Below are 23,916 nucleotides of genomic sequence, written 5' to 3' on the forward strand. Positions count from 1 at the left end.
GCACACGCGGTCCCTCTGTAGAGCGTGTGACTCAGTTCAAAACCTCCAGGTGCGAGCCCGATGCAGTTCGGCTCACTTGAATTCGACTGGGAAAGCGATCGCGCAAGCTGGGAATGTGAGTAATCGCCAAAATACAGCTAAAGTCATCCGCCACAGCATTAATCGCCGAGACTAAATGGTCTCGCCCTGCGCCATCCTGACTGCCAAACCCCTCGTCGATCGCCAAGGTTTGCAAACTGGCCCCCGATCGCTGCGCCAATAGACGGGAGAGGGCCAGACGAATGGCAAAGTTAATCCGAAAGGCTTCGCCGCCCGAATAGGTGTTATGTTAATTTTTCCAATCGCTCTTGCCCTCTCCAATCCCACCTATCTCTCATTCTGGCAGCCAAAAGCAGGTTCAAGCCTCAGTCAAGATAAGCTGTAAGCCATATAGAACAGCAGTTGAGCGCTCGATATATTAAATACTTAAGCATTATATCGAGATTTTAAATTGTGCCTAAATAGCTTAATTACTGAGGTTGTCTCTGAGATTTCTGAACTGTTTTATACGTTTCGAGCCGCTCATTTCCGTAGATGCACGAATAGGTCTTTGGCGAGTTTACAGTTAACTTTGACCCATTGCAGACCATTTAATCACCTTCTCACCTTATTTTCACGGCATCCCCATACTCGGGTAGGCCAACTGCTGTGCTTTCTGAACTCAATATCGTTTCTGTCTCGATCGATCTGTCGTCAGGAATTCAGTTCCCATGCCTTTTTCTGGTTCGCCCCTAAATGCCGCGCCAGCGCCGCTCGCCTCTGGCCTCGCGCTCGACGACGAATTGCCCAGCGGCTCTCTGTTAGAACAGGCCAGTTTAGAAGGTGGTTTGAACCTGTCTCGCTCTCGTGCGGGCGGAACTGTGGGTGAAGGTGCTCTTGTCACTGAATCGGAACCCTTAACCCCGCTGGAGGAAGAGCTGTTCGAGCCTGAAGTTCCTGGCTCGGTTTCTCGACCTCGACGTTATTTCCCCTCCTCTTCTGGAGGCGGCACGGGCTCGTCTGCCGACCAGCAGCGACGACTGTTGGAGGAGGCCGCTAACTCGTTCGACCTGCTCACGGGCAGCGAGACAGACTCTCAACTGCTGGGGACAAGCACAGATGGCGAGCTGTTAGTCGCGAGTAGTAGTTTGGCGACCCTGGCAGAAGCGGCAGCAGCCCCCGTCTTTGCGGTGGTGGCAGAAGGTCGCGTCACGGTGAACGGCAGTGGCGATTTTGATGGCAATCCGCTATCTCTCTCGGACGATGCCCGCATCTATGCCGGAGATGGGTTTGACTTCCAGCAAACCCCGATTCTGCAGGTGCAGTTAGACGGTGGAGGCAATCCCGTCGTCAACGCAGCTGGCCAACTGGTATTGGTGGAGAATGCCGTCGCCGTCGCCGCAGACTATTCGGTGGCAACGGTTTTAGACAATCCCTATGCCAATTTGCTGCCCCCTGCGGTGGTGGGGCCGCTGACCGTTTCAGTTCCGACGTTTGCCGCTCTCCGCGCCAACGAGCTGGCGGCCAGACTCCCGGCAGGTGCCACTCCGATTGACTTCAATCCCAATCAAACCCCCATCAACACCGTCGCCGAATTCGAGGCCAATTTCCCCAGTGGCGGCACGCTGGAGAATCCCACCTACGTCAGAGTGGCGAACGGCAGTTTGACGATTCCCGATGGGGTCACGATTCGCAATGCAGTCATTGTGGTGGAGAGTGGCGCGATTACCTTCAACGGCAACCATCAGAGTCTCGACAATGTGCTGCTGCTCTCGGAACAGAGGGCGATCGATCTGGGCAACGCTCAACTGACTGACAGCTCAGCTCTGGCGGGAAGTAACGTGCGCATGGGCAGTGGGGCTCGCTTTAGCGGGCAGACACTGCTGGCCAATGGCAATGCCAGTAGCATTCTCAATGTTAATGGGGCCACCGCTTCTACGACGGCAGAGGATTTCTTGACGGTGGTGGCCCAAGGGCAATTGACTTTCAATGGGGTGACGGATACGCGCGCTCAGTTGGTGGCGGGGGGGAATGTCTCGTTTAACAGCCCCGCGATGTTGGTGGGCTCGGTGCAGGCGAAGGGGAATATCACCTTCAACGAGAGCATTACGGCGATCGCCGATTCTCAAATAGATACGTTCGCTCCTGTGGTGACGGCTGGGTTAGCCAACGATACGGGAGCTGGCAGTGGGGATGGAGTTACCAACGACCCCACCATTAGCGGTCAGGTGACCGACGACCGAGCAGTAGCCGGGTTGGTGGCCCGGTTTGCCAATGGGGTCAATCCCGAGTTTGTGGATGTGCTGCCTAATGTGCAGGCGGATGGCAGCTTTAGCTTCACGACCGACCAACTGGCGAGCATTTATGGCGGCCTGTTGCCCGATGGAAGTTTAACGCTTCAGTTGATGGCACAGGATAGCTCGGGCAATGTGTCGGAGCCATTGGACTTAACGTTTGCACTCGATACGGCTGTGCCTGGAGTAGGGACGCCTCAATTACTCGCAGGCAGTGACAGCGGGATTAGTGGTGGCGATGCAATTACCAATGCTGACCCGCTAGAGTTTGCCGTCGCAGCGGAGGTGGGCAGTAGCATTCAACTGTTGGTGGACGGGCAGCCCGTTGCTCAAGAGATCGCCACCGATGTAGCCACAGTATTTGCGATCGCGCAGTTGGCGGAGGGCGATCGCGCAGTCACAGCAACGGCAACCGATCTGGCGGGTAATGCCAGTACTTCTGGTTCACTCACAGTTGCAGTGGATCGCCAAGCGCCTCAGGTGACGGTAGAGAGTATTGCTGACGGGAGCGAGATTGCTGAGGGGGCTAGGTTACAGGGGAGCGTGGCTGAAACGGGCTCGGCGATCGCCAGTTTGAGCTATCAGTTTGAGGGGCTTGCTACGGTTGAGGTGCCGGTGAATCCCGATGGTGGTTTCGATGCGGCAATTAGCTTGGCTGGCTTGGTGGAGGGTGCTCAAACCCTGACACTCAGAGCGAGCGATCTGGCGGGGAACGCAACGGTTGCGACCTTTGTCGTGACGGTGGTGTTAGTGGGGGATGAAGATACCACGGCTCCAGATCTGATTGCCGAACTCGCGATCGATACCGGTGTGAGCGATTCCGATTCGATTACTGCGGAGGTGGCGATCGCTGGAACTGTCGCGGATGACCGGGAGCTTGTCGCTCTCCGAGCCCAAATTCAAACGTTTCAAACCTTTGGCGAACCGATTGCAGGGGTCGATCTGATTGGCGAAGTCCAGGCAGATGGCAGTTTTAGCTTGGATCGACAGTTGCTGGAGTTTGTCTTCGGCCAACCCCTAGAAACAGATGTTTATTTTCTAGAGTTAGACGCAGAAGATGCGAGTGGCAATATTGCCAACTTCAGTCTGAGCTTCTTTCTAGATCTCGATTCTCCCGACACTCAGCTAGCCCTCGCTCCTGCTTCTGATTCCGGCATTCTTGGCGACCGGATTACAGGCGCAGACATGATTACTCTCCAGGGACAGACGGAGGTGGGGGCTGAAGTTCAACTCTTAGAGACTGGAGCTAGGGCAATTGCTGACAGTGCGGGGCAGTTCCAGTTTGCGAATCTCGCTTTAGCTTTGGGGAACAACGACTTCACGATTCAGACGGTCGATCGCGCAGGAAATGTCAGCCTTGTCATCCAAAGTATCACCCGTATCAACGAGCCTGTCAGCATTACAGAACTTTCTCCTGCGAATGGGGACGAACGGGTGAGTTTGACGCGAGAGGCGATCGTTCGATTTTCGGGGCCGGTGGATGCTGCGAGTGTGAACTCAGACACGTTTAAAGTGTTTGCTTTGGGGGAAGAGGTGTCCGGTCGGATTGTGGTGAGTTCTACTGGAGAGTTTGCGCGGTTCTATCCAGACCAGCCTTGGAGCGAGAGCACTCAAGTGCGCCTGCAAATCGACGGCGATGGCATTATTGGTCAAAATGGGGTGGCGATCGATGCGGATGGCGATGGGGTGGCTGGCGGGCAGCGGACGGCTGAGTTTTCAACCTTACCCCTGACGCGCATTCCCGGTACGGATGTGTTTGGCTATGTGTTCGATTCATCTAATCCCAATGCGGATGGTAGCGATCGAGCGGTGGTGGGGGCTACCATTCGCGTGGATGCGTTCCCCGGTTTAACGGCAGTGACGGATGAGAATGGCTTCTTCCTACTGGAGGATGTTCCTGCCCCAGAGTTGTTCGTGCATATTGACGGCAGCACGGCGACGAGTGCCCCTGCAGGCACGACTTACGCGACGGTTGGGAAGTCGTTCCAAAGTTTGCCGGGACAGGCAACTCAGCTCAATCGTCGGGGAGAAGTCTTCGATATTTTCCTCCCCACTCTGGCTGATGGCGACATTCAAGCATTGTCGGCCACGGAAGAGACGCAGGTGGGATTTGGGGATGCTGGGAAGTCTCAGTTGCAGCGACTTTTCCCAGAGATCGATCCTGCTGTTTGGGATCTGACTCAGGTCTTGTTTTTACCGGGCTCGGCTCAAGATGACTTTGGCAATGCTGCCACTCAAGCGACCATTATCCCGGTCGATCCCAGTCGTCTGCCTGCACCCTTGCCTGCTACGCTCAATCCGCAGTTGGTGATTTCGATTCAGGCAGGGGGAGCGACGAATTTCGACGTTCCGGCTCAGGTCCAGTTCCCCAATTTGGAAGGATTGGCACCGGGAGAGAAGAGTCTGATTTGGTCGTTCGATCACGATGCTGGCATTTGGCGGGTCGTTGGTACTGGGACGGTGAGTGATGACGGGCTGATGGTGGTGTCCGATCCAGGGGTAGGCATCTTGGCACCGGGGTGGCATTTCGTTCAAGTGGGTACTACCGCTGCGGGAGAAGAATGTACCTCGACTCAATGTGTCATCATCCAAGGCAATCGGGGGGATATTGTTGAAATCGACCTAAACTTAGCGATTCCTCCGGGAGGAACTGCTGCCGATTGGACAATCGATCCGTCGTTCGATCAATTTCCAGCAGTATTCTCTAATGCATTAGCCGATCGCTTAGACGGTAGTTTGGCGATCGACCCTACTAGCGGCGACATTATCGGATTGAATGGACAGTCTTTTGATAATTCTGGAGTCTTTTACTTTATCCCTGGAGCAGGTATTCCAAGTCTCGATCCTGCTAATAATTTTAATGTTCGGACAGTGGGACCTGACACCTATCGAACGACATTTAGCGCGGAATTGACCGATCCCAACGGAGGGATATCGACACCAGAAGGCATTCTGGAGATTCAGATAGAAGATGGCTACAGCCCGTTTACGATTTCGGGTCTTGTTGGTGCAGGGCAAGCTAACGATAATGCCCTCGATATTTACCGCGTCCAGCACAGGCTGAATTATTTTGACTTTCCTGGGTATAACCAAACTGAAATCACGGTTGATGGTAGCTCTTCTGGAGTATTCGCAAATGAGCCCTTTATCCAAGCGATCGAACTCTTCCAAGCAGCTATCGAACCTAGTGGCCTAGGTGCTCCAACCGACTTATTAGATATACCAGGTCCTTCTTTTCCTCCTAGCGTCGTTGATGGCATTGTCGGACAAAATACGCTAGATTGGCTAAATGCTGAAAATGCCCCATTCTGGCTAAGAATTGATGACTCACTTGTCGGTAGAACAACCCAGGGTCAAGTTCCCCTTGAACCTATTGGGGATGAAAGGTTTGCGACTAGCTGGACTCAGCAAATACTTAATCTCGCAGCTAGGGAGAGGCCCGATTTGACAAGAACTGTTGGAGCATCTAACGATCCTCGCCAGTTTCAAATCGGAGTTACTTCCCTGACTGAATTTCCCGATGTTTTACCTACAGAACATGGGGAGCATCAAGCAGGGCATGACATTGATTTTCCAATTGAAGATGCAATTAACACTATTCCTGTCATCACTGCTGCCAGCCCGTTTACGCAAGCTCAAGTCGATCAGGCGCTAGCAGGTCTCTCTACAGCCAGTAACTTAGCTGATATACAGACTGCACTACAAGCGCCTGTAATGTTGCCCTCTGGTATGACAATTGTTTTATTGCCCAGTGTCGAGCAGCAAAATCTTATCCTAGACATTGCAGCTATTGCTCATGTGGCTGGTCCGTCATTTGACGAAGTTCTTATCGGAAGTCTCGCTTCAGACTACCAGCGAATGCGACAAGTTTTGACGGCTTTAGGTATTAATCAGAGAAATTTTTCTGGCCATCGAGATCATATCCATATCAGTCTCACTCCTCCAACATTAATACCGATAAATACCAATGCGCCTATTGTGAATGTGGCCCTACCTTTGGCATCTTCAGTATTACCTGAAGAACTTCCTATCTCTACTGAAGTGGGATTTGGTAGCGTAGATTATCTCTATTATCGTTTCGAACTATCCAATGGATTTGAACTGTCTGGACGTTCGAATACCGTGGGCGAATTTATAGAAATTCTTCCTCCTGATGTTGATTACATACTTACAGCTTACCATGCTGCCGAGAATCGTACTGGCATCTATACCGGAACAGCTAATGCAAGCGGTGCTTTGACAGATTTAGGTTTGCTAGTCCGAGAGGAATTTGGCGGTGTTGATACAGATGCGGATGGCATTCCAGATATTGGGGAATTTGCGATTGGCACTGATTCCGGGAATATCGATACCGATGGCGATGGTATCAGCGATGCTGCTGAACTCGAACAAGGATTGGATCCCTTAGATGGCGTTGCCTATCCCACTGGATTAGTCGCTCGCTTGCCTGTGCTTGGCGATGCTAATGCCGTCATTGTTGAAGGCGAGACATCTGGCGGGCAAACTGCTTATGTCGCCACCGATGAGGGACTAGCGATTGTAGATGTTTCGCCATTTGTCAATCCGATTATGCAGGGCCGTTTGAATCTGTTCCGTAAGCGAGCAGTAGATGTTTCGGTCGATCCCACCTTACAAATCGCCGTCTTAGCAACAACTGACGGGCTAGTCCTAGTTGACGTCTCCGACCCATTATTACCGTCCATACGCGATACCCTCAGTATCAATGCGACTCAGGTCGAGGTCTTTGACGGCATTGTCTATGCAACGGCTGGTCAAGATTTGGTCTCGATTGACTTGAATACTGGAGAAGAATTACAACGGCTTAGATTGCCAGGTTTTGGTACAGTCACGGGTTTGGCGAGGGAAGGTACCGAACTGTATATCCATAACTCCAGTCAATTTTCTATTGTCGATATTTCAGATGAAAATGCACCGCAAGTTTTAGGAAATATTGGTGGCCTTAATGGCCTGGGTATTTTTGCTGCCGATGGGGTTGCCTATCTTGGTGGACGGGGTCTGAGAACCATTGATGTTTCGGACCCGACCAATCCGACTGAAATCGCCGATCCAACAACTCCGTTCATTTCCCGTAATTTTGCCTTAAATGGCTCGGGCCTAGCTCTGGTAGCCTCCGAGGCTTTAGGCTTTGGCATTTATGATGTCAGCGATCCGATCGTCACCGATAATTTCTTGTTTGGCTTCGATACACCAGGCTCAGTGCAGGATATTGCTATTGCTTCTGGTGTTGCGTTCGTCGCGGATGGGGCTGGCGACTTTCAGGTCTACAACTACTTACCTCTCGATGCTGGCGGTCAGGCTCCAGAGATAACCATTGAAATAGATATTTCACAGATTTTAGAAGGTGAAACCTTCCCAGTGAGTGTGTCAGTGAGTGATGATGTCCAAGTTCGAAATGTGGAGTTACTGATTGATGGCGAAGTGGTTCGCAATGATGTGTCTTTCCCTTTCGATTTGTTTGGCATAGCACCTCGTTTTGACGGAACTAACGATACCTTTACAGTCCAGGTCCGTGTGACAGATACAGGCGGCAATTCTGCTCTTTCCGAGCTGCTGGTCGTACAACTGGTAGAAGATGTCACACTACCAGAGATCGTTAATAGCGACACGCCGAATGGTACAGCTGCCCAAGGTAGCCCTCGCAGCATTCAGATTGATTTCTCCGAGGCATTGGATGCTAGCACTGTGAACCGCAATACCTTCAGGTTGATTGACGAGGCTGGTAATGTCGTTGATCCCTCCGACTTCCAACTGCGCAATGGCGATAGAACAGTGCGCATTACGTTTACCCTACTGGTCTCAGGGAACTACCAGTTTGTTATTGATGCAGATGCAGTGACCGATCGTGCTGGCAATCCACTAGGTGTATCAGATAGAGTGGAAACGATTCAGCTTGCTCCAGACACAGTAGCACCGCAAATCCAGTCCATTACCCCTGCAGACGGAGATATTATTGGGCAGACGGATACAATTCAGGTGGTATTCTCGGAAGCTATCAATCCTAATTCTTTTGCACTAGAGAATTTCCGCTTGGTTAATAGTACGAGTATTGTCTTAACCCCCTTAAATTTTGAATCGAGAGATGCATTTACTATTCTGAATATCACTTATGAGAAATTACCTTTTGATAGCTATCAGTTTACTATCAACGCATCGGCTGTTACTGATGAAGTTGATTTGCCTTTAGGAGATGAAGATGTTGTCACAGCTTTCTTGATCGATGATGTCTTTGACTATGGAGGATTTGATTGACAAATAGGCAACATTTGCTCCAATTAATGCATTGTGAGCCTGGGAGTGTTTTCTTATGACTCAATATATTTTGATGACTATGAAGTTCAAATGCCAGAATGCTTTTAACCTTCTAAGTAAATTTTTTATTACTCTATTTCTGTTCTTATTTGTAGATGTTTACTTGCTGCCGAAAGGTTTAGCTAATTCATTCTGTGAAGATGGGGAAGAATCTATTGAATCTCTTGTGCAAGAGACAGAAAAATTATTGGATATAAATCAGCAGTTTCAGGCTTTATTCACTATAACCAAAGCTGGATCTCGAGTGATTGATACATACGTTGGATGTCGGGATTTACTAGATCGCCTTTACAAGCTAACTGTTTTATCGGCATCTGATTTAAGAGAATATAATCGCTTGAGAGTTAATGATCCACTTTTTTTAGAGCTAAGTCCCGATGGTAACCTATTGGCGTCATACGGTTTTCATCGCATACAACTTTGGAATCTTGATGGCTCTATAGCTGCAGCCTGGGATCGTCAAGAACTACCAGGTGTTATTACAGACTTGAGCTTTAGTCCTGACTCTGGCTTGATTGTTGTTGGTGGGAGAAGTCAGGTATCTCTGATCGATATCAACAACCTAATGATTAAGAGTTTTGAAAGTTCTGCAGATATTGTCGATCGAGTTCTATTTAGTTCTGATGGAAGGTCGATAGTTGGACTTAACAATAAAACTATTAGATCTGGCTTACAAGGAGGATATGTTGAGAGATGGTTAGTTGAGAATGGTCATTTATTAGATAGGTTTGTTGCTGGGTCTGAGTATGAGGTTTTAAATGTATATTTAAGTTCATCTATCTTTTATGTCGCTGTTCTTCGATACTACCAAGATCGCCTTAGTATTGAGCTGATTAATTTAAATAATAACCAAATTACTGAGCTTAAAGATCTAGAGAATTTTCAGGATTTCGGTGTTCATAGATTTGAATTTAGCCCAGACTTAAATTATATTGTATTGACCAGTGAATCAGGTTTTATTGAATTACGTACAATTTTAGGTGACCTAATAGGTCTATTAGATGGCTTTATTCGCCAAGGTCGATATTTAGAACGTCATCAACTTCTGCATCTAGAGTTTAGTCCAGATAGTCAGCTACTAGCAACTTTGAATTTTGACAGGCAGCTAAAAGTCTGGAATGTTGACTCTACAGCTCGAGCTGATATACAACTGATTGATAGGCAAATAGCTGAGGAAACATGGACTCATGGTTCTATTGGGGCTATGGAATTTAGCCCTGACTCTCAACTAATAGTCTATGGCGATCCTAATGGTTTAATCCGAATTTGGACTATTAGTGGCTCACCTTTGCTGCAATTAGATGGTCATCAATCTAACGTATTAGATTTACAATTTAGCCCTGATGGGCAAACCCTCTTTTCAATTGATTCTAATGGCAATGTGATTTTTTGGAACCCCTACAGTCCTTTACTAGAAACGGCTTCAGATATCATTGATGTTCCTGTAATTAGCTATGAAGAGTTGCTTGGACTCAGTTGCAATTGGTTGCAAGACTATCTTGCATCGAATCCAGATCTGAGTGAAGAGGATCGCCGAATGTGTGATTGGCAAAACCCATGAAAAATAAAACCCACTATTCACTCCTCACAGTAGGCCGAAGCATTTTCGCTTTGGGGGCGATCGCCCTAATAAGCTGCACTTTGACGTCAGCAAGTTCTGGAAACACCTCTTGTGAAGTTAGGGCACAATCTATTGAGCCGCTCTTAGAGGAGACAGAACGGTTGTTAGAAGAGAATCAGCAGTTTCAGGCACTAGTTAGTATTACGAAAGCTGGGAGTATCCTGATTGGCGATCGCACTGAATGTGAAGAGTTAGGCGATCGTGTATACGATTTAACTATAAAGTCAGCATCTAACTTGAGAGAATATAATCAGCTGAACACTGACTCTCACTGGATCTTAGAGCTTAGTCCAAATGGAAATTTTCTGGCTTCTTACAATGATTCTAGTATACAACTTTGGCAAACCAATGGCTCATTATTTTCTAGTTTAACTCGCCACGATTTACTTGAAGATATTGCCGATCTAGAATTTAGTCCTGATTCTCATTCAATAGCAATCGGTAGCAGAAATCAGATACTTCTTTACCATCTTAATGAATTAAGAATTGAGAGATTTAAAAGTCCTGCAGATTTTTTTTATAACGTTTTATTTGCTCCCGATGGACAATCAATCGCTGGTCTCAGTACTCAATCAAATCTACCTTTTGGATTGCCAGGAGGAGTAGTTGAAATATGGCAGATTAATGATGGCTACGTATCCGATCAATTTATGGGTGGAATTGTTTATAATATTCTACATGGACATTTTACATCGTCGAGTTTTATCGTTGCTGTTTATAGTTCCTATCCCGATCGAACTGCAATAGAGTTAATCGAGTTAGATGGCACTACTCTTACAACTCTTTCAGATATAGAGCCTTTAACTCCTAATGTGACAAATATAGTATTAGGAGTTAAAGAATTTCGGATTAGTCCAGATTCAAAGTTTATTGCTACTGGAAACGACGGAGGACTTATTCAGTTGTGGACATTTACAGGCGTACCAATTGCAATCCTCGAACGTCATATCCCAAGTAATCCATATCGAACTCGGCATCAAGTTCTAAAGCTAGAGTTTAGTCCAGATAGCCAACTACTGGCTGCAATTACTTTCGATAGGCATCTTATAATATGGAAAGTCGATGGTTCTCGGTTGGCTGAGATCTCACTTTTAGATGAGGAGATAGATGTAAATAAATACGGTTTTTCACATGCGATGGAATTTAGTCCTGATGGACAAACAATTGCCATTGGCGATCGAGAAGGTTCAATCCGCCTTTGGAATATAGATGGCACACCTATACTGCATCTCGATGGCCATCAATCTAGTGTATCGGATTTACAATTTAGCCCTGACGGACAAACTCTTGCCTCAATTGATTTCAACGGCAATGTTATTTTTTGGAAACCTAATACCCCTTTACTTATACCTACTCCAGATATCATTGAAGTGCTTTCTATAGCTTCCGAAGATCTACTTGGGCTTAGCTGCAATTGGTTGAAAGACTATCTTGCATCGAGCCCAGATCTGAATGAAGGCGATCGCCAAATGTGTGATTGGCAAAACCCATGAAAAATAAAACCCACTATTCACTCCTCACAGTAGGCCGAAGCATTTTCGTTTTGGGTGCAATCGCCCTAACAAGCTGCACTTTGACGTCAGCAAGCTCTGGAAACACTTCTTGTGGAGCTAGGGCACAATCTATTGAGCCGCTCTTAGAGGAGACAGAACGGTTGTTAGAAGAGAATCAGCAGTTTCAGGCACTAGTTAGTATTACAAGAGCTGGGAGCATGCTGATAGACATTCATTCTGAATGTGAGAGTTTAGTAGAACGCCTATATGAGCTAACCATAAAGTCAGCATATAACTTAAGAGGATATAACCTCTTGAGAACTCGCGATCGCCTTTTTTTGGAGTTGAGTCCAAATGGCAATCTCTTAGCTTCATACAGCTTTACTGGGATACAACTTTGGCAAACTGATGGCTTATTAGCTGCCACTTGGAATCTTCAGGAGTTATCAAGTAATATTTCCGATCTAAGCTTTAGTCCTGACTCAAGTTTAATCGCTGTTGGTGGTAGAAGCCGGGCATCTCTTATCGATATCAATGAATCAAAGATTGAAAATTTTGAAAGTGTTGCAGAGGTTGTTGATGAAATATTCTTTAGTCCAGATGGACAATCTGTTGTTGGTTTCAACAATCAGACTCTCATGCCTGGTTTACAGGGGGGACATGTCGAAATATGGAAAATAGAAGATGGCTATTTGTCAGATCGGTTTGTAGGAGGTGCTGACTACAAGGTTTTAAGCGGGCATTTTACTTTATCGGAGCTCGTTATTGCTGTTGCTAGGTATCATCCAGATCGGATTGGAATAGAACTGATCGATATTGACAACAATCATCTTATAAATCTTACGGATATAGAACATTTTCAAGATTTAGGAGTTAATAGATTTGTATTTAGTCCAAATTCGAATTTTATTGCCGTTGGTAGTGATGCAGGAATAATTGATTTACGAACATTTACAGGCCAATCAATCGCTATACTAGAAAACTACATACCGAGTAATCCATATTTAATTCGTCATCCACTTCTACACCTAAAGTTTAGCCCGGATAGCCAACTACTGGCAGCAGTTACTTTTGGTAGACTTCTTAAAGTATGGAGAGTTGATGCTTCACAGCTGGCTAATATATCGCTTATTGATGAGGAGGAATATGAAGGGAATTGGGCTGATGGTTTTATAGGGACTATGGAATTTAGTCCCGATGGGCAAACAATTTTTTTTGGCGATCCAAATGGTTCAATTCGACTTTGGACTGTAGATGGTATACCTTTACTCAATTTAGATGGCCATCAATCTAGTGTGTTAGATTTGCAATTTAGTTCTGACGCACAAACACTTTTTTCGCTTGATTACAAAGGCAATATCATCTTTTGGAAGCCCTACGATCCTTTGCTAATAAATGCTTCAGATGTCATTGACATCCCAGAAATGACTTACGATGAATTACTCGGGCTCAGTTGTAATTGGCTGCAAGACTATCTTGCATCGAGCCCAGACCTGAGTGAAGGCGATCGCCGAATGTGTGATTGGCAAAACCCATGAAAAATAAAACCCACTATTCACTCCTCACAGTAGGCCGAAGCATTTTCGCTTTGGGGGCGATCTCTTACCCCTCGATCGGGCTTTAGACGCAGTCGAGAATTTTTCTATTTTGTTGACGAGTTACTTGCCCTTGGTTACGTTTGGATGAAGGATTACTTGGCAACAAACCCTAACTTAGAAGACAGGGATCGCCAATTGTGTGATGCTTTTACCACCCTCTAGAACTATACTGATAGCTGTGCATCCTGAATGTGAAGAATTAGGCGATCGCATATACAATCTAATTGTAAAAGCAGCATCTAGCTTAAAAGAATACAATCGATATGACTATAAGTAGAATGCAAGTCAATCGGCAGGTTAGGTATGAGCAATTCGTCTCCAATTATTCAGGTTGCTGTCAATGCTCCTGGCTGGGGGCATTGGACGCGAATTCTAGCATTAGTCATTCACCTTCCCCAGATTCATTTTAAGGTTTACCACACCTTAAGCCATGTCCCTTTGCCAAAGTGGATTAATAATGTTGAGGTGGTCTCTCAACTACAACCCCATCAACCGATTGTTTGCGAACATGGCTGGGAATCCGCCCGCCCTTATGGACCAAATGACTTTAGCCATAGCCTCTGTATTCGTAAAATTAGCCGTCGACGACCTGATTTAGCAGGATACGATCGCCTCATCACCGTTTCAGATGTCGATGAAGCGGGAGATTTCCCACCCGTTGTGTTAGAAACTAAGGCTTCGGAACGCAGCTATGACAGTAATGTCATTGTCAGTAGTGAGAAGAAAAATCATCAATTCTTACGTGAAAAATATCCTGCCTACTCCCACCAAGTTATTTATCCCATTACTGTCATGCGCAATAGTATAAAACATTTGATCGGCATTGCTGGATATAATCTATTTTGGGAGTGTGCCTACTATCAGATTCCCTGTAAGCTCTATCCTTCAACATGGCTGAATGACTCCCATAGGCGCTTGGCACGTTTGGGAAAGAGAGCGCTCCCTGCCCCATTTATCAATGGTGCGCCTAGTGTCGCTCGAACAATGTTGGAATGGTGGACTGAAGTAGCTAAACACGTATGATGCCGATAACGGCTCTGTTGTAAATAAATAATGTAAACATTAGTGGCGAGACTCAGGTCCCCTTGTTGGGCAGTGGTTTGGCACACGCGGTCCCTTTGTAGAGCGAGTGACTCAGTTCAAAACCTCCAGGTGCGAGCCCGATGCAGTTCGGCTCACTTGAATTCGACTGGGAAAGCGATCGCGCAAGCTGGGAATGTGAGTAATCGCCAAAATACAGCTAAAGTCATCCGCCACAGCATTAATCGCCGAGACTAAATGGTCTCGCCCTGCGCCATCCTGACTGCCAAACCCCTCGTCGATCGCCAAGGTTTGCAAACTGGCCCCCGATCGCTGCGCCAATAGACGGGAGAGGGCCAGACGAATGGCAAAGTTAATCCGAAAGGCTTCGCCGCCCGAATAGGTTTCGTAGGGACGGGTGCCGCGCGGATCGGCGATCGCGATATCGAGGGTATCGATGATTTTGCCTTTATGGCGGCTGGAGCGCTGGGTAATGAATTGCAAATGTAATTGATGGTGGGTGAGGCGACCCAGAATTTGGTTGGCCTCTGCCTCTAACTCTGGCAGGACGGTTTCGATAATCAGGGCGGGGATGCCATTGGAGCCATAGGCACGCGCTAATTCGCGATAGACCTGCAGTTGGCGACGGAATTGGGCCAATTGTTGTGTTGTGTCGGCCCGATCCTGTTCCAGGGTTTCAAATTGCCGCAGTTGCTGTTGCTTGGCCCCCAACTGAGACAGGATGCGATCGAGGGTTTTGCGCCGCTGCCCGATCGCCGTTTCGAATTCGGTGGCACTGGCAGTCGCGGCGCAGGGGGCCGAGCGGTCGAGCTCAGCCAATTCCCGCTGGGCGGCGTCGAGGCGCTGTTGGCAATCGCTGAGGGCTTGGCGGTGGGTGTGGAGCAGTTGTTCGAGCTCGGCACAGGCGGCGGTGCATTGGGGCAGTTGCTCGCGGGCCTGTTGTAGGGCCTCCGCTTGCGATCGCCACTGTTGCAGGGCTTTGAGTTGTTGCTGCAGTTGCTGGTGGGCGGTTTCGTCGTAGGGGATGCAGGCGAAGCGCTCGCGCACTTGGCTCAACTGCTGCGCGAGCTGGACAATCTCCCGATTTTGGGCTTGGGTGGGGGCGTTGAGGGTGGCGATTTGGCTGCAGCAATCGGCGATGGCAGCGCGGGTGCGGTCGAGCCGCTGTCGGGCTTTGCGCAGTTCGCTCTGCTTGAAGGCGGCCCACCGCCAGCGTTCGACCTCCGAACGGCAGAGGGCGTGGTCTTTGTCGTTGTAGTTGAGCTGGGCAAGGGCGGCGTCCACTGCGGCCAGATGCGAGCGGGCGCTGAAGGCATAGGTTCGGGCGGCGAGGATAGCGTCGATTTCCTCCAGTTCGGCCTGCCACAGTTGCACCTGCTCTGTTTGCTGTTGGCTGGCTTCCAATTGCTGCCGCAAGCGTCCCTGCTGTTCGAGCTGGCGGTCGAAGGGGGCGAGTTGCTCGGATAAATCGCGATATTCCGTTTGCAACAATTCAATTTCGCGGTCTGACACCGCCAATTGCTCCCGAATTACCCAAATTTGCTCGGAGACGTCTTCCTGCTGCACCTGCTGTTTGGTGAAGACGGCGGTGCGGCGATCGCCTTCTAGTGCCTGCTCGCATAACGGACAGGCTTGCCCTGGCGATTGCAGTTGACGAGAGCGATCTTCCAACCGCTGCCATTCCCGCTGCAGCGATCGCTGTCGCTCCTGTAACTGTTGCACCAAGGCCCGCCGCTCTTGGCCCTTTTCCAACACCCGCTGTTGATAGACTCGCAATTTGTGCAGCTCTTCCAACTGTGTTTCGATTTCGGCCACGGCTTGGGCTACCTGTTGGTGCTGCGCCATTTGCTGGGCCTCGCTGACCTGTTGGTGCAGGGTTTCTTGGCGGGCTAGCAGGCGATCGCGGTCTCGCTCGATGGCGCTTTGGTAGGTTTGCTGTTGAGCGAGTAGGGGGGCGGCTTTGGCTTGCAGGCGATCGAGCCGGGTCAGATTGGCTTGGGCTTGACGGTAGCTGGCGACGGCGCTGGCGATGCGATCGCCTTCCGCCACAATGGCTCGATCGGCGGCTTGGGTGTGTTCCAACTGTTCCAGTTGGGTTTGCAGTTTGTGGAGGGCTAGCGACTGTTGGTGTTCCCGTGCGGCGATTTGGGTTTGTAGGTCCTGTTGTGCTTGGAGTAGGGTTTGGCGCTGTTGGAATTGCTGTTGTAGCTGTTCGACCTGCTGGGCTATCTGGCGGTATTGGCGATCGCCTGCCTCAATCGTGGCGGCGCGATCGATCGATTGCTGCAGGTCTTGACGCCGCTGCCGTTGCTGTCGCCATTGGGATTCGGTCTGCTGCAGTGTGGCCCGCAAGGTCTCTAACTGCTGCTGTTGCCAGTCCTGCTGTTGTTGGGCTTGCTGGCAGCGGCGATCGCGAGCTTTGACGGCTTCTAGCAGGTGGCGATCGGAGTCTTGCGCGGCTTCTAACTGCACCTGTTGCGCGTGCAGGGCTTCAAATTCTGTCTGAATTTGCTGTTGCTGTTGTAGTTGGGCGGTTTGTCGGTCCAGTTGCTTTTGGTACAATTCCACCTGCAGTTTGGCGGTGCGGAATTGTTCTCGACATTGTTCGGCTAAGCGTTCGTATTGCTGCAATTCCAACATTTCGGCTAGCAGTCGCTTGCGATCGCCGGGTCGTTTGAGGGTAAATTCGTCTGCTCGTCCCTGCCGTAAATAGGCGGAGTTAATGAAGGTGTTGTAGTCCAGTCTTAACTGGGTTTGGATGGCTTGTTGGGTGGCTCGGATGCCTTTTTGGGTGAGCGATCGCCAACCTTGCCCGGTTTGGATTTGCCATTCTAGAGAGCCTTGTCCGTTGAGCGATCGGCTGCGTAAGATGCGGTAGGTTTGGGCGAAGGATTGGTAGATGACTTCAACTTGGGCTTCTGTGGCTCCCTGTCGAATTAAATGGTCTTCGACGCTGACGCGACATTGTCCCCAAATTCCCCAGGTGAGGGCTTCGAGTAGGGCGGATTTTCCTGCGCCGTTGTCGCCACAAATACAGGCTGTGTGGAGATTGCTAAAATCTAAAACAGCTCGCTCGTAGCTGAAGAACTGGCGTAGGGTAAGGCGGACGGGTATCACCAGTCAATAGCCATGTTTTGGTTTTAGTTGAATTAAAACATACCTCTAGAATCTATCTGATATTGTTGCGGGGGGAAAGGCGGGAGCCCTCACCCCCGGCCCCTCTCCCTGGGGAGAGGGGAGTGACAGCCGGGGGGAGTGACAGCCGGGGGGAGGGGAGTAGCAGCCGGGGGGAGGGGCTGAACTTGTGGTTGTTTGTGGTTCGGGTCGGTTAGTCTCGTCAAATTTGGGTGAATTCGGCAGAATGAGACGGTGTATGGTGATGCGACGATGTCTGCCTATCTGGTTAACGAACTCAAAGGATTAGTCGCCGATCGCAAGGTGGTTGTCATTGTTGGGGCTGGGGTGTCGATCGCCGCTACTGGCAATCATCCGGTGGCGTCTTGGATGGGTTTGCTCGAACATGGCGTGCGCCAGTGCCAGAAGTTGGGTCGGGCGCAACGGGCTTGGGTGCAAAGAAAGCTGGCGGCGTTGAACGATCGCGATTGCGAGCTGTCAGAAATCTTGGCGATCGCTAGCGAGCTTGAAGCCAGATTGAATGCGTCTGGGGGAGAGTTTCGGCGGTGGCTGCGGGAGACGGTAGGGGAGTTGTCGGCGATCGAGCGGGGGGCGATCGAAGCCTTGCAGGATTTGGGGGCGGTGATTGCAACGACCAATTATGACGGGTTGCTGGAAGAGGTGACGGGCTTGCGACCGGTGACTTGGTTGGAGACTGCGCGGGTGGAGCGGGTGCTGCGGGGAGACGAACAAGGAATTTTGCACTTGCACGGCTATTGGGAACAGCCGGAATCTGTTGTGTTGGGGATTCGGTCTTATGAGGATGTGCGGCGGAGCGAGCACGCACAGACGATGCAAATGGAGATTTGGCTGCGTTTTTGGGCGGTCTTGCACCCTCTGCGATTGAGGTGGGGGATCTGCAAGCTCAGCAAGAGAGAGAGCAGCAGCGACAGCGGGAAACAGGGATTCCGTCGAATTTGCCCTATAGCGGCGTGGCGCAGTTTGTGGGGCGGGAGCGGGTATTGGTGCAGTTGCACGAGATGTTGCAGCGGGGCGATCGCGTTGCGGTGACGGCGATCGCGGGGATGGGGGGGATTGGCAAGACGGAGTTGGCGCTGCAATATGCTCGGCGGTATTTGGAGGGGTATCGGGGTGGGGTCTGTTGGCTGGCGGTGCGGGGGGCTGAGTTGGATACTCAGTTAGAGAGTTTTATGCGCACTCACTTCAACCGTTCGCAGGGTCGCTACGAGCAAGCGGAACCGCTGTACCGGCAGGCGCTGGAGTTGAGGCGCGAACTGTTGGGAGAGAAGCATCCCGATGTCGCCACCAGCCTCACAATTTGGCAGAACTCTATCGGCTACAGAACCGTTATGAGCAAGCAGAGCCACTCTTTTTGCAAGCCCTAGAGCTGGGACTAGCTTCTTTGGGCAAGAAACATCTATCCATTGCATTCGATTGGGCTAGGCTGGCACAGCTTTATCGACAGCAGAAAAAATACGCTAAAGCTGAGACGTTCGCCCTCAAAGCATTAACCCTACGCGAGCAAACATTGGGGCCAGAGCACCCAGAAGTCGGCATCAGCCTCAAAATTGTGGCCGAAGTTTGCGAAGCTCGCGGGCAATCTGCAGAAGCCCTCTCCTATTACCGCCGCGCCCTCCCCATCCTAGAAACCACAATCCCCCTCCGCCCCGAAACCCAAACAGTCCGAGCCGCCCTAGAGCGCCTGCACCACAATCCCCCCCACCCAACTCAATAGCCCCTCTATACATTACGCAAAAGTCTCCAGAAGCCTTGCAGGGCAAGCTGTTTAGAACACTGTTGCCTCTTGCACTCGCCTCCTACCCCCCCCATTCTGGGGACTTGCCCACAGGATTATCCCAATTAACTGAAATTGGGCTACAGATGCCATCACCGACTCTATTGAAAAACCGAGTTCGATCGCTAGCTGGCCCCCATCCCCCAAATTTGGGGGAAAGAGAACAAAGCTCTTGCTCCCCTCTCCCCGGCTGCTGCTCCCCTCTCCCCGGCTGCTGCTCCCCTCCCCGGCTGCTGCTCCCCTCTCCCTGGGGAGAGGGGCTGGGGGTGAGGGCCAGATCTATAGCAGTATTCATAAGCATTGGTATTCGTTAGCCCAAGAGAGCTGTGATTAAAACTGTGACTACTCTCACCGCTAACCCTACGGGTCTAGCGGGAGCTTCTCAGACTCACGAGTGAGAGTTGCTGTTTCACAGGCATCCCAGCGGATAAGCCTCCACAGCCAGAGAGCGGTAGTCCAACCGCCCTGCGTTTAACTATCCTATCCCCCTCACCGCCAAACGCTCTGCGTTCTGGCGGGAGTACCCCGGAGGCCATGATGGAACAAAGTATTTTGCGCAGATATTGCCCTGGGCGAGCCCCCCCTATGATGACTCCCGTTCAGCCTCCTGCTTGAGGCGATCGCAAAGCTGCTTGAGACCCTGGATAATGTGTTGAATGGCAAGGCGATAAGACCGATCGGCTTCTTCCACCTCCATTGCCGTTGCCAAAGTCCAGGCGATCGCGGTGAGTTGTTCCAGTTCTTGCAGTAATTGATTATTGGGCTCAGTCACGGTGCGCTTCTCCCTTGTTAGTAGAACGGTCACCACCTGTTGGGGAGGTGACCGGGAGTTAAGAAACCGCACACAAGCACGGCCACGGCACTTTTTAGCCGGAGCCTGGACATTTAGTACCGTCTCCCGGTCATAAAACCGAAAGACGGCATGATTTGCGGCCCATGCCAGCCGCTTGTGTGAGGGGTTCTTAAGCCCCAGGATGGCGGATATGTATGCCATCCCATAGCAAGGCTATCACTCCTCAGAGTGAGCTTGCCTAGGCGTTGTTACCGACAGCCGCTGAAAGCTTTATGGACGTGAATTCGACACACCGAACCGCCCTCAGCGCAAGCTCAGCCGAGGGGTGGGCCAATGCAGAGCCTAGAAGCAAAACCAAAACATATTCCTAAAAGCGATCGCCCCAAACCCAACATTGATATCCAACAGTCCATCACTCAAAACTTCAGGCTGTTTCTCCCCTCGCCCAAACTTGGGAGAGGGGCCGGGGGTGAGGGCCAATGCAGAGTCTAGAAGTAAAACCAAAACATAATGATAATGCGCTCTGAATATGAGACTTGCGTAATAAAATGCCGATCTGACGATAACAATACTATTTTTGTTGGTAAACCAGTAAAAACACTGCCTTGGATTAAGTGGGTTCCAGTGGCTAGCTCAGTGACTGGAACTGGGTGTGGGTGTTATGTTTTAGAGCAGATGTTCACTAAACATCGGTGTATAACCATTCATGAAGCTTAAGGTTGTCATACTGGCTCTCATCGTTACCCTACAATCTTGCTATTTGTTATCTGATGATAGAAGTAGCATTTTGCCTGAAAAGATAGAAGTATCAGATGTTTATCGGAACAAAATAAGCTCTGGAATTAGTGAGGGTTGTGGTGCTGTCATATTTACATTAACCGAAGAAATATTAGAGGAAATCAATAACCAAGGATTGATATTCTTTAATGATGCAACAAGAGCTAGAGGGAGTACCAGAAGTAATAGTCGATACTATTTATATCAAAGATGGCAAGGAACGCCTTTGAAACAAAGTGCAAATAATACAAATTTTTGGGCTGGGATGAGTTGCGCTAAGAACTTGGGTTTAGAGGAATCTTTGTATGAAGAAATAGTTTTAGCAATGCGTACGACAGGATCCTATTATACTGGCCATTATGAAGGGCAGTTAGTGGTCATACCCAGGCTGGGTCTCGTGGTTTTTTCTTATGCGGGGTAAGTGTAAAAGCCTTCTCCTGCTTGAGGCGATCGCAAAGCTGCTTGAGACCCTGGATAATGTGTTGAATGGCAAGGCGATAAGACCGATCGGCTTCTTCCACCTCCATTGCCGTTGCCAAAGTCCAGGCGATCGCGGTGAGTTGTTCCAGTTCTTGCAGTAATTGATTATTGGGCTCAGTCACGGTGCGCTTCTCCCTTGTTAGTAGAACGGTCACCACCTGTTGGGGAGGTGACCGGGAGTTAAGAAACCGCACACAAGCACGGCCACGGCACTTTTTAGCCGGAGCCTGGACATTTAGTACCGTCTCCCGGTCATAAAACCGAAAGACGGCATGATTTGCGGCCCATGCCAGCCGCTTGTGTGAGGGGTTCTTAAGCCTACCCCTGTTAAGGTGGCTTATTTTACCGAAAAGTTCTAGTGTTTTAGAACATCACTACATAGAGGTCTGCGGGTAAAGAATGCTAGAGATATTTGAACGATTTGTAGAACTCAGTCCGCTGATTATCATGGTGAGAGCAATCCTGGAGCTGTCCTTATCTCCAGATAAGATGTTTATCTGAATGGGGTTTATATACTGGAATATTGAGAATTATCAGATAGCCTTAGAGATCGAGTTAAGATTGCACACTGACGCTTCCTATATTTGATGTTAATACATTAGAAATGTCACTGTTACGATCGAGAGCGTTGCTATCGGATAAAGTATCAAACTCAACTGAGTAATACAGTAGCGATTTGTTGAGATGTTTTAGCTTTCTTAAGTCTTGATTTAAGCTAGATTCATTTCTCAGCTTCAACGATAAGATTGCAGCGTTAAGAGTAGACAATGGACCTATTACTGAAACAGCTATTTTTGCTGCGATATTTCCTGAGCCACCAAATAAAGTCAAAGAGCACAGAATACTGATAGATATAGATTCTAGAATCCGTTTTGGTAGTTGTCTTTTAGTGGCTTCCAAATAGTTAATACTCTCTTCAACTTCTCGATTCAGAGGATTTGTATCTCTATAGCTCTTCATTGCTATCTCCTAGATTAAGGTCGATCTTTACGCGTGCATATATGTCTTTCACTAAAAGCACCACAAACCAATCTTTATGTGAGATAAAAATTAGCATATATAGTAATTTTAGATGAATTATAAACACCGTTTCTTCTTAGCCATCGGCCTCCATTTTCTCGTCATTTACGACTGAATTACGACTGCTATATAGTTCCATTTGGACAGATTTATTGATAAAATCTTTTACTGAATCGTATCGAGCCTGATAACTAGACTGTCCTATAACTCTACCCCGATCGTCACATAATGGAGCGGCCAACATTGCATGTACAAACCAAGTCAAGCTGACTGAGAAATATAGTGATAAGATGAATAGAAGCATTCGCTTTTTCCTTTGCTTTGTTTCGCGATTGAGCAGAAGTCAATATAGCTACATTGCATAGCCATATTGTTCGAATTAGAGAAGGGTTGTCTTCATGTTTCGAGCTTGGAAAGAACTTGAGGCTATAGCGGCCTCTAACACTCTCTGCGATAGAGATATATGAGAGAAGCACTTTCTATGCCTTTGGGTCAGGCTTGGACATAACTAGAGTTGCCGCCTAGCCTATGGTAGAGAAACACGCCACATGGATGTGCTCTTTGTGCAAATATATAGGCCAGCTTTTGAGTTTTCCCTAAAAAAGTTTGATGGGAGTTAGGCTCGAAGGCTAACCACCAACCCGAATAATCCCTCTCCAAATCGGGTGAAATGGTTATGAATTCTTTTGTGGTAGCTATATGGTGCTTTTGATTGCACTCTCGCTCAATATCGAGAAATCGAGTGGCAACGGTTGCGAGTAGATCTTCAGAGGCAATAGGTTTACTGAGATATTGAGCAGCACCTAGTTCGATACCATCGATAATGTCCCGCTTACCTGTTTTAGATGTGAGGAAGATAAAGGGGATATCAGAAGTGGCTGAATCTTGTTTCAATGCCTCTAAGACCTCGTAGCCACTCATATCGGGCATCAGTACATCGCATAAGATCAAGTCAGGTTGTACTTGACGCGCTATTTCTAAGCCACTTTTACCACTTTTGCGAGTCATGACGCGGTACTGATTAGCTTGTAGAATACGCTTAATATATGTCGAGACTACTAAGTCATCATCAATCGCCAAAATGCTTTTCATGACCAGTCCTCCATGAAGTAGATATCTGCTAAAGCCTTACGACTCACGAACTTACCTCAGCCAGCTAAGATCGAGGCAACATTTACTCTCAAACTGCCATTCTCTCTTTAAGCCTTGTAATTCTATTCTCTATTTGAAGGCATTGGATCGCGACTGCACCGATCGATCGGTGAGTTCTTTCGAGTAGAGCGATACTTTTGTCCCACTCTGGTTCGTAATTACAGCTCTCCTTTAAATAGCTGCTTAGATCTTGCGACTGTTCCACTTCCCAGCTTTGGTATCTAAGTAGTAGAAGCGGGGGCAAGTCCTCTCTGATACAGGAAAGGAGTAGATCTTGGTAAATGTGTAAATTCATCTCTTTTTTTACTGCTTACTTGGGGTAGTTAAGTATAGATTTCCCATTTTTATACCGATCTCCTCAGTATTACC

General features: G+C 48.8%; 14 protein-coding genes and 1 pseudogene. 9 read left to right on the top strand and 6 right to left on the bottom strand.

What is annotated here, in order from left to right:
* Positions 1-31 precede the first annotated feature (31 nt).
* Positions 32-328: pseudogene (locus SYN7336_RS18350) on the bottom strand (SbcC/MukB-like Walker B domain-containing protein); the annotation flags it as partial.
* A gap of 421 nt (positions 329-749) precedes the next feature.
* Here SYN7336_RS18350 and SYN7336_RS18355 point away from each other — a divergent pair.
* The 5 genes from SYN7336_RS18355 to SYN7336_RS31170 all read left to right on the top strand — a co-directional run bounded on the left by SYN7336_RS18355 (position 750) and on the right by SYN7336_RS31170 (position 14,377).
* The gene (locus tag SYN7336_RS18355) at positions 750-8,582 is read left to right on the top strand and encodes an Ig-like domain-containing protein (protein WP_017327401.1); all 7,833 of its coding nucleotides are present in this window, start codon (positions 750-752) and stop codon (positions 8,580-8,582) included.
* Between the two features lie 55 nt (positions 8,583-8,637).
* Positions 8,638-10,203, top strand: a complete 1,566-nt coding sequence (locus SYN7336_RS18360) for a WD40 repeat domain-containing protein (protein WP_020480090.1) — start codon at positions 8,638-8,640, stop codon at positions 10,201-10,203.
* A complete protein-coding gene (locus SYN7336_RS18365) occupies positions 10,200-11,756 on the top strand; it encodes a WD40 repeat domain-containing protein (protein ID WP_020480091.1) in 1,557 nt (518 codons plus the stop codon). Before SYN7336_RS18360 ends, SYN7336_RS18365 begins: the two co-directional genes overlap by 4 nt.
* A complete protein-coding gene (locus SYN7336_RS18370) occupies positions 11,753-13,294 on the top strand; it encodes a WD40 repeat domain-containing protein (protein ID WP_020480092.1) in 1,542 nt (513 codons plus the stop codon). The genes SYN7336_RS18365 and SYN7336_RS18370 overlap by 4 nt, the downstream gene beginning before the upstream one ends.
* 363 nt (positions 13,295-13,657) lie before the next feature.
* Positions 13,658-14,377: a hypothetical protein gene (locus tag SYN7336_RS31170; protein ID WP_156820218.1), complete on the top strand. Its 720-nt coding sequence runs from the start codon at positions 13,658-13,660 to the stop codon at positions 14,375-14,377.
* A 111-nt stretch (positions 14,378-14,488) separates the two neighbouring features.
* Here the strand turns inward: SYN7336_RS31170 and SYN7336_RS18380 are convergent, their stop codons facing one another.
* Complete coding sequence (locus SYN7336_RS18380) at positions 14,489-17,512, bottom strand: AAA family ATPase (protein ID WP_017327403.1); 3,024 nt, start codon at positions 17,510-17,512, stop codon at positions 14,489-14,491.
* Between the two features lie 270 nt (positions 17,513-17,782).
* Here SYN7336_RS18380 and SYN7336_RS18385 point away from each other — a divergent pair, with 270 nt between their 5' ends.
* From SYN7336_RS18385 to SYN7336_RS32065, 3 genes are read left to right on the top strand one after another with little or no spacing between them, the layout of a single operon-like run.
* Positions 17,783-18,580, top strand: a complete 798-nt coding sequence (locus SYN7336_RS18385; protein WP_017327404.1) for an SIR2 family protein — start codon at positions 17,783-17,785, stop codon at positions 18,578-18,580.
* Complete coding sequence (locus tag SYN7336_RS32060) at positions 18,502-18,915, top strand: tetratricopeptide repeat protein (protein ID WP_156820219.1); 414 nt, start codon at positions 18,502-18,504, stop codon at positions 18,913-18,915. Before SYN7336_RS18385 ends, SYN7336_RS32060 begins: the two co-directional genes overlap by 79 nt.
* A complete protein-coding gene (locus SYN7336_RS32065; protein ID WP_071590812.1) occupies positions 18,849-19,265 on the top strand; it encodes a tetratricopeptide repeat protein in 417 nt (138 codons plus the stop codon). The genes SYN7336_RS32060 and SYN7336_RS32065 overlap by 67 nt, the downstream gene beginning before the upstream one ends.
* 643 nt (positions 19,266-19,908) lie before the next feature.
* On the opposite strand, the gene SYN7336_RS26650 is transcribed toward SYN7336_RS32065, so the two are convergent.
* Positions 19,909-20,097 carry a hypothetical protein gene (locus tag SYN7336_RS26650; RefSeq protein ID WP_038026100.1) on the bottom strand — a complete coding sequence of 63 codons (189 nt, stop codon included), beginning with the start codon at positions 20,095-20,097 and terminating at the stop codon, positions 19,909-19,911.
* 727 nt (positions 20,098-20,824) lie between these two features.
* Between SYN7336_RS26650 and SYN7336_RS31175 the strand changes: the two genes are divergently transcribed.
* Complete coding sequence (locus SYN7336_RS31175; RefSeq protein WP_156820220.1) at positions 20,825-21,316, top strand: hypothetical protein; 492 nt, start codon at positions 20,825-20,827, stop codon at positions 21,314-21,316.
* On the opposite strand, the gene SYN7336_RS18405 is transcribed toward SYN7336_RS31175, so the two are convergent.
* The 3 genes from SYN7336_RS18405 to SYN7336_RS28255 all read right to left on the bottom strand — a co-directional run bounded on the left by SYN7336_RS18405 (position 21,273) and on the right by SYN7336_RS28255 (position 23,487).
* On the bottom strand, positions 21,273-21,497 hold the full coding sequence (locus SYN7336_RS18405; protein WP_017327407.1) for a hypothetical protein: 225 nt from the start codon (positions 21,495-21,497) through the stop codon (positions 21,273-21,275). The genes SYN7336_RS31175 and SYN7336_RS18405 overlap by 44 nt on opposite strands.
* Positions 21,498-21,930: 433 nt before the next feature.
* Positions 21,931-22,335 (bottom strand): hypothetical protein, encoded by a 405-nt coding sequence (locus SYN7336_RS31180; RefSeq protein WP_156820221.1) that lies wholly within the window; start codon positions 22,333-22,335, stop codon positions 21,931-21,933.
* A gap of 552 nt (positions 22,336-22,887) precedes the next feature.
* Positions 22,888-23,487 (bottom strand): PleD family two-component system response regulator, encoded by a 600-nt coding sequence (locus SYN7336_RS28255; RefSeq protein WP_017327408.1) that lies wholly within the window; start codon positions 23,485-23,487, stop codon positions 22,888-22,890.
* Positions 23,488-23,916 lie beyond the last annotated feature (429 nt).

The organism is Synechococcus sp. PCC 7336 (assembly GCF_000332275.1).
Classification (GTDB): Bacteria; Cyanobacteriota; Cyanobacteriia; order Thermostichales; family PCC-7336; genus PCC-7336.

Coding starts and splice junctions, on each gene's coding strand:
- SYN7336_RS18360 (WP_020480090.1), top strand. CDS start 8,638: ATGACTCAATATATTTTGATGACTATGAAGTTCAAATGCCAGAATGCT.
- SYN7336_RS31180 (WP_156820221.1), bottom strand. CDS start 22,335: ATGAAGAGCTATAGAGATACAAATCCTCTGAATCGAGAAGTTGAAGAG.
- SYN7336_RS28255 (WP_017327408.1), bottom strand. CDS start 23,487: ATGAAAAGCATTTTGGCGATTGATGATGACTTAGTAGTCTCGACATAT.
- SYN7336_RS18365 (WP_020480091.1), top strand. CDS start 10,200: ATGAAAAATAAAACCCACTATTCACTCCTCACAGTAGGCCGAAGCATT.
- SYN7336_RS18355 (WP_017327401.1), top strand. CDS start 750: ATGCCTTTTTCTGGTTCGCCCCTAAATGCCGCGCCAGCGCCGCTCGCC.
- SYN7336_RS18385 (WP_017327404.1), top strand. CDS start 17,783: ATGTCTGCCTATCTGGTTAACGAACTCAAAGGATTAGTCGCCGATCGC.
- SYN7336_RS31170 (WP_156820218.1), top strand. CDS start 13,658: ATGAGCAATTCGTCTCCAATTATTCAGGTTGCTGTCAATGCTCCTGGC.
- SYN7336_RS31175 (WP_156820220.1), top strand. CDS start 20,825: ATGAAGCTTAAGGTTGTCATACTGGCTCTCATCGTTACCCTACAATCT.
- SYN7336_RS18370 (WP_020480092.1), top strand. CDS start 11,753: ATGAAAAATAAAACCCACTATTCACTCCTCACAGTAGGCCGAAGCATT.